General features: G+C 70.4%; 16 protein-coding genes. 4 read left to right on the forward strand and 12 right to left on the reverse strand.

Annotation, left to right across the window (positions count from 1 at the left end):
* Positions 1–44: 44 nt before the first annotated feature.
* Entirely contained in the window at positions 45–1,289 is a 1,245-nt protein-coding gene (locus tag AB0M56_RS13625) for an aminotransferase class I/II-fold pyridoxal phosphate-dependent enzyme (RefSeq protein WP_364174786.1), read from the reverse strand.
* Between the two features lie 71 nt (positions 1,290–1,360).
* Here AB0M56_RS13625 and AB0M56_RS13630 point away from each other — a divergent pair, with 71 nt between their 5' ends.
* From AB0M56_RS13630 to AB0M56_RS13645, 4 genes are all read left to right on the forward strand, one after another.
* Positions 1,361–1,843 (forward strand): hypothetical protein, encoded by a 483-nt coding sequence (locus AB0M56_RS13630; protein ID WP_364174789.1) that lies wholly within the window; start codon positions 1,361–1,363, stop codon positions 1,841–1,843.
* A gap of 85 nt (positions 1,844–1,928) precedes the next feature.
* Positions 1,929–3,431 (forward strand): AAA family ATPase, encoded by a 1,503-nt coding sequence (locus tag AB0M56_RS13635; protein WP_364174792.1) that lies wholly within the window; start codon positions 1,929–1,931, stop codon positions 3,429–3,431.
* Positions 3,432–3,435: 4 nt separating this feature from the next.
* Complete coding sequence (locus AB0M56_RS13640) at positions 3,436–4,281, forward strand: hypothetical protein (RefSeq protein WP_364174795.1); 846 nt, start codon at positions 3,436–3,438, stop codon at positions 4,279–4,281.
* A gap of 63 nt (positions 4,282–4,344) precedes the next feature.
* Positions 4,345–5,469 carry a GDSL-type esterase/lipase family protein gene (locus tag AB0M56_RS13645; RefSeq protein ID WP_364174951.1) on the forward strand — a complete coding sequence of 375 codons (1,125 nt, stop codon included), beginning with the start codon at positions 4,345–4,347 and terminating at the stop codon, positions 5,467–5,469.
* Between the two features lie 70 nt (positions 5,470–5,539).
* Here AB0M56_RS13645 and AB0M56_RS13650 read toward each other — a convergent pair whose 3' ends face one another.
* The 11 genes from AB0M56_RS13650 to AB0M56_RS13700 form a co-directional block, all read right to left on the reverse strand.
* Entirely contained in the window at positions 5,540–6,088 is a 549-nt protein-coding gene (locus AB0M56_RS13650) for a hypothetical protein (RefSeq protein ID WP_364174798.1), read from the reverse strand.
* 238 nt (positions 6,089–6,326) lie between these two features.
* Positions 6,327–6,809: a hypothetical protein gene (locus tag AB0M56_RS13655; protein ID WP_364174801.1), complete on the reverse strand. Its 483-nt coding sequence runs from the start codon at positions 6,807–6,809 to the stop codon at positions 6,327–6,329.
* Positions 6,806–7,294, reverse strand: coding sequence for a hypothetical protein (locus AB0M56_RS13660; protein ID WP_364174804.1), 489 nt, complete (start codon positions 7,292–7,294; stop codon positions 6,806–6,808). The genes AB0M56_RS13655 and AB0M56_RS13660 overlap by 4 nt, the downstream gene beginning before the upstream one ends.
* The gene (locus AB0M56_RS13665) at positions 7,294–8,532 is read right to left on the reverse strand and encodes an MCE family protein (protein ID WP_364174807.1); all 1,239 of its coding nucleotides are present in this window, start codon (positions 8,530–8,532) and stop codon (positions 7,294–7,296) included. The genes AB0M56_RS13660 and AB0M56_RS13665 overlap by 1 nt, the downstream gene beginning before the upstream one ends.
* The gene (locus tag AB0M56_RS13670) at positions 8,529–9,707 is read right to left on the reverse strand and encodes an MCE family protein (protein WP_364174810.1); all 1,179 of its coding nucleotides are present in this window, start codon (positions 9,705–9,707) and stop codon (positions 8,529–8,531) included. Before AB0M56_RS13670 ends, AB0M56_RS13665 begins: the two co-directional genes overlap by 4 nt.
* Positions 9,704–10,900: an MCE family protein gene (locus AB0M56_RS13675; RefSeq protein ID WP_364174813.1), complete on the reverse strand. Its 1,197-nt coding sequence runs from the start codon at positions 10,898–10,900 to the stop codon at positions 9,704–9,706. The genes AB0M56_RS13670 and AB0M56_RS13675 overlap by 4 nt, the downstream gene beginning before the upstream one ends.
* Positions 10,901–10,934: 34 nt before the next feature.
* A complete protein-coding gene (locus AB0M56_RS13680; RefSeq protein ID WP_364174816.1) occupies positions 10,935–11,966 on the reverse strand; it encodes an MCE family protein in 1,032 nt (343 codons plus the stop codon).
* Positions 11,963–13,012 carry an MlaD family protein gene (locus tag AB0M56_RS13685; RefSeq protein ID WP_364174819.1) on the reverse strand — a complete coding sequence of 350 codons (1,050 nt, stop codon included), beginning with the start codon at positions 13,010–13,012 and terminating at the stop codon, positions 11,963–11,965. Before AB0M56_RS13685 ends, AB0M56_RS13680 begins: the two co-directional genes overlap by 4 nt.
* The gene (locus AB0M56_RS13690) at positions 13,009–14,394 is read right to left on the reverse strand and encodes an MCE family protein (protein WP_364174822.1); all 1,386 of its coding nucleotides are present in this window, start codon (positions 14,392–14,394) and stop codon (positions 13,009–13,011) included. The genes AB0M56_RS13685 and AB0M56_RS13690 overlap by 4 nt, the downstream gene beginning before the upstream one ends.
* Complete coding sequence (locus AB0M56_RS13695) at positions 14,391–15,251, reverse strand: ABC transporter permease (protein ID WP_220238142.1); 861 nt, start codon at positions 15,249–15,251, stop codon at positions 14,391–14,393. The genes AB0M56_RS13690 and AB0M56_RS13695 overlap by 4 nt, the downstream gene beginning before the upstream one ends.
* Before the next feature lies 1 nt (position 15,252).
* The gene (locus tag AB0M56_RS13700; protein WP_364046841.1) at positions 15,253–16,047 is read right to left on the reverse strand and encodes an ABC transporter permease; all 795 of its coding nucleotides are present in this window, start codon (positions 16,045–16,047) and stop codon (positions 15,253–15,255) included.
* Positions 16,048–16,152: the final 105 nt, after the last annotated feature.

Here is a 16,152-nt window from a genome sequence, read left to right on the forward strand (position 1 = left end):
CCGTGCCACCGCCGACCGTACCGGGCGGCGGTGGCACGGGTGGCTCAGGCGGTCTGGGCGACAGCGAGGCGCAAGCACACGACGAGCGCGCGCACGGCCTCTTCGACCTCTTCGAGCACCGGGAAGGTCGGGGCGATGCGGATCGTCGCGTCCTTCGGGTCGTCGCCGTACGGGTGCGTGGCCCCGGCCGGGGTCAGCGCGACGCCGGCCTCCTTGGCCAGGCGCACGATCTCCTTGGCGGTGCCCTCGGGCACGGTCAGCGAGATGAAGTACCCGCCGGTCGGCTTGGTCCAGGTGCCCAACCCCGAGTCGCCGAGCTCCTCGGTGAGGATGCGGTCGACGGCCGCGAACTTCGGCGCGATGATCTCCGCGTGCTTGCGCATGTGGGCGCGCACGCCGTCGGCGTCCTTGAGGAACATCGCGTGGCGCAGCTGGTTGACCTTGTCCGGGCCGATCGTGCGCTTGGCGAGCACACCCGACCACCACGCGATGTTGGCGGGCGACGAGCCGAAGAATCCGACGCCGGCGCCGGCGAGCGTGATCTTCGAGGTGGAGCCGAACACGAACGCGCGGTCGGCGTTGCCGGCCTCGGCGCACAGCGCCAGGACGTCGGCGACCTCGACCTCGGTGTCCGTGAGGTGGTGCACGGCGTAGGCGTTGTCCCAGAAGATACGGAAGTCCGGCGCGGCCGTGGGCATCGCGGCCAGGCGGCGGGCAACCTCGTCGGAGAAGGTGACGCCGGTCGGGTTCGAGTACTTGGGCACGCACCAGATGCCCTTGATGCCGACGTCCTCGGCCACGAGGCGCTCGACCACGTCCATGTCCGGGCCGTCGTCGGTCATCGGGACCTGGATCAGCTCGATGCCGAAGCGCTCGGCGAGCGCGAAGTGGCGGTCGTAGCCGGGCACCGGGCACAGCATCGCGATGCGCGGCTCGTCGGCCCAGCGGCGCTCGCCGCCCGGCAGCGTGCTCAGCAGCGCCTGCACCACGGTGTCGTGCATGAGCTCGAGGCTCGAGTTGCCGGCCGCGAGCAGCTGGTCGACGGGGACCTGCAGCGCGCCGGCGAAGATCCGGCGCAGCTCGGTCAGGCCCTTGAGGCCGCCGTAGTTGCGCGTGTCGGTGCCGTCTTCGGCCTTGTACTCGCCGTTGGGCAGCGTGAGCAGGCCCGCGGAGAGGTCGAGCTGCCGGGGGGACGGCTTGCCGCGGGTGATGTCCAGGGAGAGGCCGCGCTCGACGAGCGCCGCGTAGTCGCGACGGGCGGTGTCGACGTCGACGGGAGCAGTGGTCATGGGCTCAACGCTAAACCGCGCGTCGATACCATTTCGGGTGACCCCCTGTCCAGGGTCTACCGTGGGGTCTCGTGCGTCTCGTGGTCCATGCCGATCAGCGTCAGTTCTCGTTGCGGGACAACACCGCCTGGGTCCCCGGCGACGGTGGGTGGTCCGACGAGGCGGTGAACTCGCACCGGATCGCGGTGGAGCCGTCGTCGCTCGCGATCGCCACCGCGCGCTCCGACCTGGTCGAGGTGGACGTCGCCGTGCACCCCGGCCCGCCGGCCGTGCTCGCCGACGCCGAGCACGTGGTCGAGGCCGACCTGGCCGTGGCGGGCGGGAACGTGACGCTCGCCGGTCCGGCCGACTACCCGGGCCAGGAGCGCGTGCTGGAGCTCGCGCCCGGCCATTACCGCGTGCGGGTGTCCTATGTGGAGAGTGGCCCGCCGGCCGTGACGTGGAACGAGCACGAGTACGGCGAGCACTTCCGCTACGTCGTGGACCTGTGGCCGGTTGCCGAGCCGGCGCCGGTCACCGTGGTGCGTCAGGGCGCCACGGTCTGGGACGGCTGAACGGCCGGAAGCGGCCATCCGGGACCCCTCCCGCTCGTGCGCTCTTACCGTCTTCGCAGAGCAACGCGGAAAGCGGGGAGAGGCAGTGCGGGACAGCCAGAAAGCCGAGATCGCCCAGATCTCCGAGGCCGTGGCGCGGTCGATGTTCACCCAGGCCGCGATGTACTGGGGCATCGACCGCGAGGTGCACGCGCGCCTGCCCGAGACGATCCGCCGCCACGCCGAGGGCCTGCTGCCCCCGCTCGCGCGGGCCGCGGTCGCCGACGCGACGCCAGACCTGGCCGAGGCCCAGGCGTCGGTGGAGCTCGCGCTGCGGGACACGCTGCGCGCGTCGGCGGCCGAAGCGGTGGAGACCACGTCGGCGCAGCTGCTGCCGGAGCTGGCCGAGCGCGCGGTGCAGGCGGCAACGCCCGACGTCGAGTCCATGCGCGCGAAGCTGGTGTCCACGGCCACGCCGGAGGTAGCCGAAGCCCTGCGCGAGCAGACCGCCAAGACCGTGGGCGAAGCCGTGGCACAGGCCACCGCCGAGCTGCGGACCACGCTCGCCGACCAGCTTCGGCGCACGGTGCTGCCGGACCTCGCCCGCGAGGCCATCGCGAAGGCCACGCCCGATCTCGGCGAGGCCCGCGAGCACCTGCTGCACGAAGCGACGGCCGCGCTGTCCGGCACGATCGAGAAGGCCGTGGCCGAAGTGGCGCGGCAGGCCAAACCCGACCTCGTCGAGCGCGTGTCGGCCGTGGCCCTGGCGCGCGTCCGCTCGGCCGTGCAAGCGGCGGCTGAGAAGGAGCTCGCCCGGTATTCGCCGACCGTCGTGTCGGTAGTGCTGCCGCAGGGCAAGCCGATCGAGCTGGCCGAGGACACCCACTCCGTGCTGCCGGAGGTGCTGGTCGCGCTGCACGCGCGCTGCCACGTGCTGCTCGTCGGTCCCGCGGGCACCGGCAAGTCCATGCTGGCCAAGCACGCGGCGCAGGCGCTGGGCCTGCAGTTCCAGGCGCTTTCGCTGGGCCCCACCACCCCGATGAGCAAGGTGTTCGGCTACTACGACGCCAACGGCCACTACCACGACACGCCGTTCCGCCGCGCGTTCGAGCACGGCGGCGTGATGCTGCTCGACGAGCTCGACAACGGCCACCCCGGCCTGCTGGCCGAGCTCAACCAGGCGCTCGCGCTGGGCGTGTGCGCCTTCGCCGACCGCATGGTCACCGCGCACGCCGACTTCCGGCTCGTGGCCACCGGCAACACCTACGGCACCGGCGGCGACCGCCAGTACGTCGGCCGCCAGACGCTCGACTCGGCCACGCTGGACCGGTTCGTGGTCCTCGACGTGCCCATCGACGAGGGCCTGGAGGAACGCGTCGCGCTGCGGCACGCACCTTCGCACCCGGACGAGGTGGAGGAGCTGGTGGCGTCGATCCACGAGCTGCGCGCGACGGCGCTGGCCAAGAAGCTCCCCGTGATCCTCTCGCCACGCGCCAGCATCGACGGCGCGAAGCTGCTGGAAGCCGGCGCGACCATGGAGCAGGTCATGCAGTGGCGCGTGATCCGCGGACTGTCCGACGCGCACCGCGCGGCGCTCGGGCTGGACTGACGCCGTGCTGCCCGAGTGCTTGCCGCCGATGCTGTCGTGGCACGAGTTCGTCGAAGCCGCCACGGCCTCACCCACGATCGACGCGCCGGGCAGCCGGGAGACCGGCACCGACTGGCCGGGCGCGACGTGGGAGGAGGCGCTGCGGCTGGCCGTCGACGGCTGGCCGGTCGCCCTGGAGGAAGCCGGCATCACCGTCGACGAGCTGCGCGCCGGCGCGGGCCTCGGCCACCAGGTGACCGAGCTGGAGCCGTCGTGGGACGTCACCGGCAGCGAGGTCGACATCGGCGCGTACCTCTCCGGGGTGCCCGAGTGCATGGTCGACGCCTTGCCCCGCCAGGTTTCCCGCCGCGGCAAGGTCGTCACCTTCCTCATCCCGGCCGCCTACTCCAACCGCATCGCCCACGACGTGATCATCAACCGAGGCCTGGCGCTCGTGACCCTGTGCGCGGCGATCATCGACGCGGGCCACAGTGTCGAGATCTGGTCCGGCTTCACCGGAACGTTCACCATTGCCCGCAAGAAGCTGCGCACGCACGCGGTCGCCCGGGTGATCTCGGCCGGAGAACCGCTCGACGTCGGCCGCCTGATCTTCGGCGTCGCCCACCCCGCGATGCTGCGCCGCCTCTGGTTCGGCGTCTGGGACGCGCAACCGGCGGCGGTCGCGCAGACCGTCAACGACCACAACTTCGGCATCGCCTGCGACTGCCGGCCGGACGACCTGCCGGCCGAGGTGACGGATCCGTATGTGTTCCCGTACCTCACCGAGCAGGACCGCCAGTGGGACGACCTGCCGACGGCGCTGGACTGGGCGAAGGGGCTGTTCGGGGAGCTGGGGCTGATCCAGCACTGACTGCGCTGCCCTCGAAAACACCGTGCGCACCGCGGCCGCGGCGGCCAGACTGGGCTCGTGCACATGATCGACTTGCCCGATGTCGTCCGCGGCGCCCTGGAGCTCGAGCGCACCGAGCGCGGCCTGGTGCCGCACCGGTTGCCCGCGTGGGCGAGGGCACGGGGGGACGCGCAGCTGGCCATGGTGGAGGCGCAGCCCTCCGGGGTGCGGCTGGTGTTCCGGACCGCGGCGACCGTGGTGGAGCTGGACGCGGTGCGCACCAAGGTGTCCTACGTCGGCGCGGCGGCGCGGCCCGACGGGGTGTACGAGCTGTTCGTCGACGGCGCTCCCGTCGGCGCGGGAACGGTCGGCGGCGGGGACGAGTTCCTCGTCGACATGACGACCGGCGGCACCGAGGTGCGCCGCGGCGAGCCGGGCGCGGTGCGGTTCGCCGGGCTGCCCGCGCGGGTCAAGGACGTCGAGATCTGGTTGCCGCACAACGAGCTCACCACGCTCGTCGAGCTGCGGGCCGACGCGCCGGCCAGCGCGGCGAACCCCGACGGCCGGCGGATGTGGCTGCACCACGGCAGCTCCATCAGCCAGGGCTCGGGCGCGGCGAGCCCCACCACGACGTGGCCGGCGGTGGCCGCGAGGCACGCGGGCGTGGAGCTGACCAACCTGGGCTTCGGCGGCAGCGCGCTGCTGGATCCGTTCACCGCGCAGGTCATGCGCGACACCCCGGCCGACGTCGTGAGTGTGAAGCTCGGCATCAACATCGTCAACGCCGACCTCATGCGGCTGCGCGCGTTCGGCCCCGCCGTGCACGGGTTCCTCGACACGATCCGCGCCGGCCACCCGACCACGCCGCTGCTGGTGGTCTCGCCGCTGCTGTGCCCGATCCACGAGGACACCCCCGGCCCCGGCGCCCCGGTCTTCGAGGACGACGGCGTGGTCCGCTTCCGCGCGACCGGCGAACCCGGCCCGGGCAAGCTGACGTTGAAGGTCATCCGGGAAGAGCTCGCTCGGGTCGTCGCGCAGCGCGGCGACGACCCGAACCTGCACCTGCTCGACGGCCTGGCCCTCTACGGCGAGCAGGACTTCGCGGAGCTGCCCCTGCCCGACGCCCTGCACCCGGATGCCGAGACCCACCAGCGCGTCGGCGAACGCTTCGCACACCTGGCGTTCGGCGTGGGCGGGCCGCTCGCCTAGGCCGCGAACGGGTACCCGCCTGGCTCGGCGCGACGCACGCCGGGCCGAGCCAGGGCCCCCCGATGAGCGATCAGTAGCCGGATACTCCGCCGGCCGTGCCCGTGCCGTTTGTCGTGGTCGCCGGCGCGACCCCGCCCGGGGTGACCACCAGTGCGTGCCAAGTGCCCAGCACGCCGTCACCCTTCGTCTGCCCGGGGGCGCTGTCCTGGGCGTAGGTGTAGACGGGCTTCCCGTTGAAGGTCGCCTGCTGGATACCGTCGGAGCGGGTGAACGTGGCGAGCTGCCCGGGCAGGCTCACGCCGTTCGCGGGCTGCGCCGGGCCGGTGATCGGCGGCCAGAGCGACTTGCACCCGCTGTCGGTGCACGCCGACATGCCGGGCTTGTCTTCGTCGAACGTGTAGAGCGTGAACCCCTTGGCGTTCGTGAGAACCGTCCCGAGTGAGGTGTTCGCCTCGCCCACCGTCGCGGGCGCGGCCGCCGAGGAGGCGGGCGCTTGAGCACCGGCCGGCGGGGGCGCCGAGGTGGCCATGCTGCCGCTCCCGCACGCGGCCAATCCGGCCATCGCCGCGGCCGCGGTACCCGCGATCGCTAGAATCCTGAGGTTTTTCACGGTTTCCACCCTTCTCCTTCGCGACTCCCCCACCCGGAACCACGTAGCGCCGTGGTGCCAGGTTCGACCGGAACCCCTTGCAGCGGCACACATCACATCAAGTCGTCCACTGTGGACATGCCAGAGGTGAATCGGGTCACTGCGGTGAACGGAGACGGCTCGGCTTTCGTGTGACTGGTGCGGTGCGCGGTCACCCGGCCGGAACATTCCCGGCGAACGCACCGAATTCGCCCGCGAAGGAAGGGGCTTACAGCGGATCGAGGCCCGTGATCTTCCACGACCCGTCAACGCGGCGCGCGGTCACGGCCAGCTGCGCGACCGAAGACTGCGGCGCTCCCCCGCCGGGCAGGATCGTCTGCTGGTCCAGGAAAAGCAGCAGCGTCGCGTCGTCGCCGTGGAGCGTGCGGACGCCTGCGGAGCGGACGGTGGTGGTGCGGATCAGCTTGCCGTCGGTCGCGCGTTTGCTCGCGGTGGCGAACTGCGCGTGGTACTGGCCGACAGCCGGACCGGTGAGCAGTTCGGCGGCCGCCCGCGAGGTCCGGTCGAGGTTGGCGTAGTCGTAGGAGAACAACGCCTTCACGCCGGCGCTCACCTGGTCACGCACCTGGGTGGTGGTGGCCTGGTCCACCAACGCGTCGTCGTCGCGGGGCTGCAGCGCCGAGGCCTGCACGGCGAACCAGACCGCGCACGCGAGCGCCACCACCGTCACGGCGATCGACCAGCGCTTCACGAGCCCACCGCCTGGACGCCGCCGACCTTCCACGTGTCGCCGTCACGCGTGAAGTCCACGGTCAGCCGCGCCTGTTTCGGCACCGGCGCGCCGCCGCCCGTGCTCACGCGCACGTCGAGCACGGCGACGACCCGGGCCGTGCCCGCGGCCGGGTCGAGGTCGGTGACCGCGGCCTGCAGGAGCGACGCCGTGGAGACGGTCTTGGTGCTCGTCGCGCGGTCGAGCTGCAGCTGCCGGTCGCCGGCGAGGTTCGCCCCGTACTGCCCGGTGGTGGCGCCGATCCAGCGATCCACGTCGGCGCCGCCGGTGTGGTAGTCGATCGTGTTGAGGGCCACCAGTTCCGTGCTCGCGGCGGCGAGCACGGCATCGCGGTCGCGGCCGCGCGCCAGGGCGTCGTCGTGCGCCGCGCGCCACCACGACCAGCCGAACCACGCGGCCGCCAGCACGGCCAGCACGGGCACGACCACGAGCAGCCGCGCCTTCATCACGACCCGCCCAGCAGCGCCCCGAGGCCGCCGGCCGGCGGCATGAGCAGGCCGAGCAGACCCGGCAACTGGTTCGCGTCCGGAGTGGTCGACGGCGCCGATTCCTTCGGAGCGGCCGGGATCGCGGGCGGCTTCCCGGCGTACGGCGCGTTCTGCGCACCGCGGACCTCGACGGGGCTACCCGGCGGCTCGGCGCAGTAGGCGTTCATGTTCACCGGCGCCTCGGTGGTGTCGTTGGCCGGGCGCTGTTTCGTGCCCTCGTAGCCCTTCGTGCACGACGCCGGGTCGAAGAAGTTGAACACCACGCCCAGGTGCCCGGTGCCGTCCGGTGAAGTCGACGGCGAGAACGCCGAGATCACCGGGTAGGCGACCAGCAGCTCCTCGATCGCGTCGGTGCGCGCGGAGGTGATCTGGGCGGTGGTCAGGGAGTTCGCGAAGATCACGCCGAGATCGGTGCCCGAGGTGGCGAGCACGTCGCTGATCTGGCGGCTCAGCTGCGGCGCCTGGTCGATCACCGTTCGCAGGTCGGGGTCCGAAGACTTGAGCTGCGCCGCGATCGTCTTCAGCCCGCCGGCGAAGTCGGTGATGTTCTGCGCCTGGCGCTCCTGCGTGGCGAACACCGTGCGCGAGTTGGCCAGCAGCCCGCGCGTCTGCGGGATGTACTGCGCGGCCTTGGCGGTGAGCGAACCCGTGCTGTCCAACAGCTTCTGCAGCTGCGGACCCGTGCCGGCGAACGCGTCGTAGGTCTCGTCGACCACGGTCTTGAGCGAGTCCGGGTGCACGCTCGCCACGAGATCGTCCAAATGCGACAGCACGGAGTCGGGCGACGCGGGCAGCGAGGTGCGGTCCTGCGTGATCACCGAGCCGTCGTGCAGGTACGGACCCGTCTCGCGGTCGGGCAGCAGGTCCACGAACTGCTCCCCCACCGCCGAGCGGTTCGCCACCTGCGCGTGGAGGTCGTCGGGGATGTCCGGACCGCCGGAGTCGAGGTCGAGGTGCACGTCGAGGCCGTGGCCGGTGAGCGTCATGGCCGACACGCGCCCGACCGTCACGCCGCGGTAGGCGACCTCGGAGTTGACGAAGATGCCGCCTGAATCGGCCAGCTGCAAGGTGACCTGGTAGCCGCGGGAGCCGAAAAGCCGGTCGAGGCCCGCGTACTTGCCGCCCGCGTAGACCACCGACACCACGGCGATCACCACGAACGCGATGAGCTGGATCCGCGTCTTGCGCGAGGTCATCCGGCACCTCCCCCGAGCAGGCCGCCCAGGAGGCCGCCGAGCAGCCCACCGGGTCCGGCCTGGTTCTTCGCCGGCGGCGCCGTGGTCGGCAACGGAAGGGGCAGCTCCGAAGTGGCCGATCCTGGCTGCTGTGAGGTCAGCCCCGCGATCTGGATCGGCGGCTGCGAGGTGTTCGTGAAGTTCTGCAGCAGCTTGTCGAGATCGAGGTTCACGGTCGCGTCGACGTTGGCGTAGTCGCCCTTGATCGTGTTGCCCGCGTAGTCCGGGAAGGGGTAGGTGAGCAGGATCTGCAACGCGTTGGGCAGGTCCTGGCCCGCCTCGCCGAGCTTCTGCAACGTCGGCTGCAGCGCCTTGAGATTCGCGACGAGCTGGTCGCGGCTGCGGTTCACCGTGTCGACGGCGACGCCCGAAAGCTTGTTGAGCGCGTTCAGCATCCCCACGAGCTGGTCGCGCTGGTCGGCCACGATCTTCAGGCCCGGCGCCAGGTTGTCCAGCGCGGTCTTGATGTTCTGCTGCTGCCCGGCGAGCGTGTGCGAGAGCTTGTCCAGCCCGTCGATCGCGCGCAGGATCTCACCCTTGTGCGAGTCGAGCTGCGTCGCGAGATCGTCCACTCGCGACAGCAGCGCGCGCATCTCGGGTTCGTTGCCGGACAACGCGTCGTTGAGCTCGTGGCTGATGTCCTGCAGCTGGCCGAGGCCGCCGCCGTTGAGGAGCAACGAAAGCGCGCCGAGGACTTCCTCGACCTCGGGGTTGCGGTTGGTGCGCCCGAGCGGGATCTGCGCGCCGTCGGCGAGGTGACCGGCGGGCTTCTCCTCGGTGGGCTGCCCCAGCTCCACGAACTTCTCGCCCAGCAGGCTCGACTGGCGCAGCTCGGCGCGCGCGTTTCCGGGCAGCTGCACGTCGCCGTTGACAGTCATGGCAACAAGGGCCGAGCGCGTGTCGGGCGTGAGCGTGATCTTGTCGACCCGGCCCACGGCCACGTCGTCCACCTTCACGCTCGCCTGTGGCACGAGGTCGAGCACGTCGGTGAACAGCGCCGTCACGTGGTACGGGTGCTCACCCAGGTCCGGCCCGCCCGGCAGCGGTGTGGAGTAGAGGCCGTTGAACCCGCCGTCGCTGCAGCCGGCGAGCACGAGCACGCCGGCGAGCACCCCGGCCAAGCGCCGCCGCTTCACTTGCCACCGCCGGAAAGCTGCGTCATCACGTCCACGAGCGGGAGCGGCAACGGAGGCAGCTGGCCGTTCTGCAGCGAGTTGAGCACCTGCGGCACGGTCGGCAGCTTGAGCGCGCCGTCGAGGACCGGCGCGAGCTGCTTGCAGATGTCGGTCAACGTGGTGGGCACGCCCTTCGGCGTGCCCGCGGCGAGGATGCGGCAGACGGTGAGGATCGGCGGGTTGGTGATCTCGTTGAGGTTGTCGCGCACGGCGATGGTGCCGGAGGCGGCATCGTAGGAGTTGATGAAGTTCGTGGCGCCGGTGGGCGCGATGTCGAGCACCTCGGCGAGGGCGGCGCGCTGGTCCACGAGCACACCCGTCAGCGAGGCCAACTTGTCCACATTGGACTCCAGTCCGGCCTTGTTGTCGGCCACGAACTGTTTCACGTCACCGAGCGAGGAGGCCAGGGAGCTCAGCGCGGCTCCGACGTCGGCCGAGTCGTCGGCGAGGAACCCGCTGACGTCGGCGACGCGTTCGTAGAACTCGTTGAGCTGACTGTCGCTTTGGGCGAGGGCATCCGTGAACGAGTTCAGGTTCTGGACGGTGGCGAACAGATCGTCCTTGGAGTCGTCGAGCGTGCCCGCGAGGTCGGCGAGGCGGCCGACGGTGGAGTTGAGGTCGGCGCCGTTGCCCTTGAGGTTGGCGGCCGCGGTGTCGAGGACGTCGGACAGGGCGCCGTTTTTGTTGGCACCCTTGGGTCCGAGCGCGGTGGAGAGTTTGTCGAGGCTCGCGTAGAGGTCGTCGAGTTCGACCGGCGTGGCGGTCTTGTCCCGGGCGAGGACGGTGCCACTCGCGAGCGTCGGGCCGCTGTCGTAGGCCGGGGTCAGCTGCACGTAGCGGTCGCTGACGAGACTCGGCGCGACCACGACGGCACCGACGTTGACGGGGATGGGCACGTCGTCGTTCACGCGCATGTCCACGCGCACGGCCTGCCCGTCCGGCGTCACGGCGGTGACCTCGCCGACGGGAACGCCCAGCACGCGGACCGAGGAACCGGCGTAGAGGCCGACGGTTTTGCCGAAGTACGCCGACAGTGTGGTGCCGCTACTCGTGCGGAACACGAGCCACAGCCCGGCTGTGAGAAGGAGCGCGGCCACGCAGGCAAAACCCAGCCAGGTCACCAAGTTGCGTTGAGTGCGAGTCTCGATCGTCATGCCGCCTCCGCGGGAGAAAGCACGTCGGCGGTCGTCATCGTCCGCCCACCCCCTGGTTCGGCGCCGCGATGGGCGGGGTGCAGCCCTCGGGGTTGATCGACAGCCCGCCCGCGGTGATCGTCGGCGGCAGCAGCCCGCACAGATAGCCCTCGAACCAGCGGCCGTTGCCCGTCGCGTTGGCGCCGACGCGCGCGAACGGCGCCATCAGCGCCAGGCCGCGGTCGAGGTTGCCCTGGTTGCGCTGCAGCACATCAGTCACCTTCCCCAGCGCGTCGAGCGTCGGCTTCAGCTGCGCCCGGTTGTCGGCGACGAGCCCCGAGAGCTGCTGCGAGATCTGCTGCGTGCCCTTGAGCAGCGCGCTGATCTGGTCGCGGCGGTTCTGCAGCTCGGTCAGCAGCAGGTTGCCGTCGCTGATCACCTGCTGCAGCTGGGTGTTGCGGTCCGAGAGCGTCTTGGAGATCGTGCTCGTGCCGGCCAGCAGCGTGTGCAGGTCGTCGTCGCGCGAGGACACCGTCTTCGACAGCGCGGACAGGCCCGAGAGCGTGTCCTTCAGGTACTGCGGGCTGTCCCTCAGCGAGTCCGACAACGCGGTGAAGCTGTCCGCGAGCTGCTTCGTGTCGATGTCGCCGACGGTCGTGGACAGCTGGTCGAACGCGTCCTGCAGCTGGAACGGCGTGCGCGTGCGCTGGATCGGGATCGTGTCGCCGGGGCTCTGCGTGCCGCCGCCCTTCGGGTCGAGCGCGAGGTACTTCTCCCCCAGCAGCGTCTTGATCTCGATCGACGCGGTGGACGCGTCGCCCACGCGTACGCCCTTCACTCGGAACTTCACCAGCACCTGCTTGTGCGCCAGCTCCACCGACGTCACCTGCCCGACCTTCACGCCGGCCACCTCCACCTCGTTGTCCGGCGCGAGTCCGGCGGCTTCGCCGAAGTAGGCGGAGTACGTGGTGCCGTTGCCGAACAGCGGGATGCTGTCGGAGAAGTAAGCCACGGCGGTCACGAGCAGGATCAGCACGAGCGTCACCCCGCCGACCGCCGCCTGGTTGCGTTCCTTGAGCCGCTTCACGGGCCACACCTCGGCGCGCGCTCAGTGGCAGGCAGCGGCACGATCGGCAGCGTCACGTCCAGCGACGAAATCCCGATCGTGCCTTCGATTCCGCACAGGTAGTAGTTGAACCAGCCGCCGTAGCTCAGGGTCCGCGTGAACTTCTCCAGGTTTCCCGGCAGCACCTGCAGCAGGTGGTCGAGCAGCTGGTCGGAGTCCGCGACGTTGTTCGACAGCGTGCCGAGCTGCTTGACGTCGTCCTTCACCGCCGGGCGCGCGTCGGCGAGCAGGCCCGACGTGGTCTCGGTCAGCTCGCCCAGCGCCCCCACGGCGTCACCGATCGGCTTGCGCTGCTCGGCCAGGCCGCTCACGAGCCGCTGCGTCTGGTCGATGAGGTCGCCCAGCTGCGGGCCGCGCGAGTTCACCGTGGTCAGGACCTGGTTGAGGTTGTCGATGACCTGGCCGATCACCTGGTCCTTGCCGGCGATCGACGTCGTGATCGACGCGGTGTGCGCCAGCAGGCTCGTGATCGTGCCGCCCTCACCCTGGAACACCTGGATGATCTCGGCCGAGAGCTCGTTGACCTCTTTCGGGTCCAGCGCTTGGAACAGCGGCTTGAACCCGTTGAACAACACCGTGAGGTTCAGGGCGGGTTTGGTGCGCTCGGGCGGGATCGTCGCGCCGTCGGCGAGGGTGCCGCCGCCGGTGACGTCGGTGCCGAGCGCGAGGTAGCGCTGGCCGACGAGGTTGCGGTACTTGATCGTCGCGGTCGTGAGCGCGGGCAGCTTGTACTGCGCGTCGACGGCGAAGCGCACATCAGCAAAGTTCTGGGCTCCATTCTGCTCGCCCTGCTGCACGTCGATCGAGTCGACCTGCCCCACCTTCACGCCGGAGATGCGCACGTCGTCGCCGGGCTGCAGGCCCGAGGCGTCCGTGAACTTCGCGGCGAACCCCGCCGTGGTGCCGAAGTTCGTGTTCGCGATCGTGGCGGCGAGGATGCCGGTGAGCAGCACCGTAACGGCGGCGAAGATCAGGATCTTCACCAATGCGGGGACGAAGGACCTCACTTGAGCTCCACCTCCGCCCCTCGGTAGAGCGGCCCGACGAGCAGGCCGGCCCAGCCGGGCACCTGATCCGGCGTGGTGCCCATGGCGGGCGAGACCAGCAGGTCGATCAGCTGTTCCTCGTCGGTGGAGCCGATGACGGAAGGCGCGCCGCCCGATTCACCGCCACCACCGGACTGACCACGGCCGGCGACGGTGTTCGACGTGATCGCGCCCGAGGTGATCTCGCCCGGCAGCGACTCGGCCGGGCTGTGCGGCGGCGCGGGTTTCGTGGAGCCGTCCTTCACCGCGCCGTCGGGCGGGTACTGCGACCAGTACCCGGGTTTCGGCACCTGCGGGTAACAGCGGGGGCCGCGTTTGTCGTCGTACTTGGGCTCGTCGACGCCCGGCAGGTACTTGCCGCGGCTCGCGGTGAACTCGATCGTCACGCGGCTGACCTCTGGGTGGGCCGTGCCCTTGCCGAATGCCAACTCGGCCTCCGGCACCGAAGCGGCGAGCTGCTTGAGCAGGCAGGGGTACTCGGGCGCGTACTTCGCGAGCACATCGAGCGTCGGCTGCACGGCCGTGGTGAGCCGGATCAGGTTGTCCTTGTTGACGTCCAGGAAGCTCGTGAGGTCGGCCGACGCCGCCGAGACCGAGGCGTATACATCGGACAGTCCCTGGCGTTTCTCCACAATGGTCTGGGTCGTCGTGGTGAGGTCGGCCAGCGCGTCGAGCAGATCGGGCGCGGCCTTGTCGTAGGTGGCCGAAACGTTGGCCAGCCCGGTGATGTCGGCCTTGAGGTCGGGCAGCGACGGGTTCAGCTGCCCGAGGTAGTCCGAGAGGTTCACGAGCGTCTGGCCGAGCTGCTTGCCCCGCCCGTCGAGCGCGGTCGAAACGGCGCTGAGTGTGCTCGAAAGTTTCTCCGGCTGCACGGCCTGCAGCAACGGCATCACGTCGTCGAGCACCTGTTCCAGCTCGATCGCCGTGCTGCTGCGGTCCTGCGGGATCACGTCGCCGGCTGCGATGTGCGCGGCGGGCTTTTCGGGCAGCTGCAACGCGACGTAGCGCTCGCCGAAGAGCGTCTTGGGCAGCAGCCGCGCCGAGACATTGCTCGGGATCTCGTCGATCTTGTCCGGCTGCAGCGCGAGCTCGAGCTCCGCGTGGTCGCCTTTCGCGGTGACCGAACGGATCTCGCCCACGAGCAGGCCGCGCACCTTCACGTCGCCGCCCGTGCGCAGCTGGCTGCCGACGTGGTCGGTCTCCAGCTTCACCAGCGTGACGGGCGTGAAGACCTTCTTGTAGATCGCGATCGTGGTGGTGAAGAACAGCGCCGCGACGACGAGGAAAATCAGCCCCAGCACCTGGTACCGGAGCCGCTTCAGCGTTTCGCGCCGCGTGCTCATCCGGAAATCCGCACGGTGGTGTTGGCACCCCAGATCGCGAGGCTCAGGAAGAAGTCGAGCACCGAGATCAGCACGATCGACGTGCGCACCGCGCGACCCACCGCCACGCCGACGCCGGCCGGCCCGCCGTCGGCGGTGTAGCCGTAATAGCAATGGGAGAGGATCACGATCACGCTGAACACGATCACCTTGGCGAAGGACCACAACACGTCTTCAGGGGGCAAGAACAACGTGAAGTAGTGGTCGTAGGTACCGGCCGACTGGCCGTAGAGCCAGATGGTGATCTGCCGCGACGCGAGGTAGGACGAGAGCAAGCCGATCGCGTACAGCGGGATCACCGCGGTGACGCCTGCGAGCACGCGCGTGGTCACGAGGTAGGGCATGCTCGGCACGGCCATCACCTCGAGCGCGTCGATCTCCTCGGAGATCCGCATCGCCCCGAGCTGTGCGGTGAAGCCGCAGCCGACCGTCGCCGACAGCGCGAGCCCGGCCGAGAGCGGCGCGACCTCGCGGGTGTTGAAGTACGCGGAGATGAAGCCGGTGAGCGCGGCGGTGCCGAGCTGGTTGAGCGCGGAGTAGCCCTGCAGGCCCACGATGAGCCCGGTGAACAGCGTCATGCCGATCATCACGCCGAGCGTCCCGCCGATCACCGCGAGCCCGCCCGTACCGAAGCAGACTTCGGTGAGCAGCCGCCGCGTCTCGTGGCCGTAGCGGCGGATCGTGCGCGGCGACCAGGCGAGCGCGCGGCCGTAGAACGACAGCTGGCGCCCGAGTCCTTCCAGGCTCGCGCCCGGGCGCGCGATGATCTCGAGCGTCCGGTCGGACAGCGCGGGAGCCTCGATCGGTTCGGCGGTCACGTCAGAGCGCCTTCGGCGGCACGATCTTGAGGTAGATCGCGGTGAGCACGACGTTGATGAGGAACAGCAGCAGGAACGTGATCACCACGGCCTGGTTCACCGCGTCGCCCACGCCCTTCGGCCCGCCCGCGGGGTTCAGACCACGGAACGCGGCGACGACCCCGGCGACGAAGCCGTAGAGGAACGCCTTGATCTCGCTGATCCACAGGTCCGGCACCTGGGCCAGAGCGTTGAAGCTGGCCAGGTAGGCACCCGGAGTGCCGCCCTGGAGCACGACGTTGAAGAAGTAGCCGCCGAGCACCCCGACCACGCTGACCAGGCCGTTGAGCAGCACGGACACCACGATCGCGGCCAGCACGCGCGGCACGACGATGCGCTGGATCGGGTTGACGCCGAGCACTTCCATCGCGTCGATCTCTTCGCGGATCTTGCGCGCGCCGATGTCCGCGCAGACCGCGCTGCCCCCCGCGCCGGCGACGAGCAGCGCCGTGATCAGCGGAGCGGCCTGCTGCACGATGGCGAGCGCGCTCGCGGCGCCGGTGAACGACTGCGCGCCGATCTGTGTGGTCAGCGACCCCAGCTGGAGCGCGATCACGGCTCCGAACGGAATGGCGACCAGCGCCGTCGGCAGGATCGTGACACTCGCGAAGAACCAGCACTGCTGGATCCACTCACGGAACTGGAACGGACGCCGGAAGATCGCCCGCAGCACCTCCCAGGACAGCGTGGCGAGCCGGCCGACCTGGGTCAGCGCCGCGGTGCCCGGGAGGGTGATCGAGCCGGTCTCGCCCACCACACCTCCCAGTAGTCACCCCCGAGTCTTGTCCATACCTCCCGCCCGACTTCCGTTAGCGGTGTTCACTACTCGCTCTCAGTCGTGTGGATCACAGCAGAGCATGAG

It is taken from the genome of Amycolatopsis sp. NPDC051372, assembly GCF_040682095.1.
Lineage (GTDB): Bacteria > Actinomycetota > Actinomycetes > Mycobacteriales > Pseudonocardiaceae > Amycolatopsis.

Excerpts from the sequence above, each read along its gene's own strand:
- AB0M56_RS13625 (WP_364174786.1), bottom strand. The coding sequence starts at position 1,289 with ATGACCACTGCTCCCGTCGACGTCGACACCGCCCGTCGCGACTACGCG.
- AB0M56_RS13645 (WP_364174951.1), top strand. The coding sequence starts at position 4,345 with ATGATCGACTTGCCCGATGTCGTCCGCGGCGCCCTGGAGCTCGAGCGC.
- AB0M56_RS13660 (WP_364174804.1), bottom strand. The coding sequence starts at position 7,294 with ATGAAGGCGCGGCTGCTCGTGGTCGTGCCCGTGCTGGCCGTGCTGGCG.
- AB0M56_RS13665 (WP_364174807.1), bottom strand. The coding sequence starts at position 8,532 with ATGACCTCGCGCAAGACGCGGATCCAGCTCATCGCGTTCGTGGTGATC.
- AB0M56_RS13675 (WP_364174813.1), bottom strand. The coding sequence starts at position 10,900 with ATGACGATCGAGACTCGCACTCAACGCAACTTGGTGACCTGGCTGGGT.
- AB0M56_RS13690 (WP_364174822.1), bottom strand. The coding sequence starts at position 14,394 with ATGAGCACGCGGCGCGAAACGCTGAAGCGGCTCCGGTACCAGGTGCTG.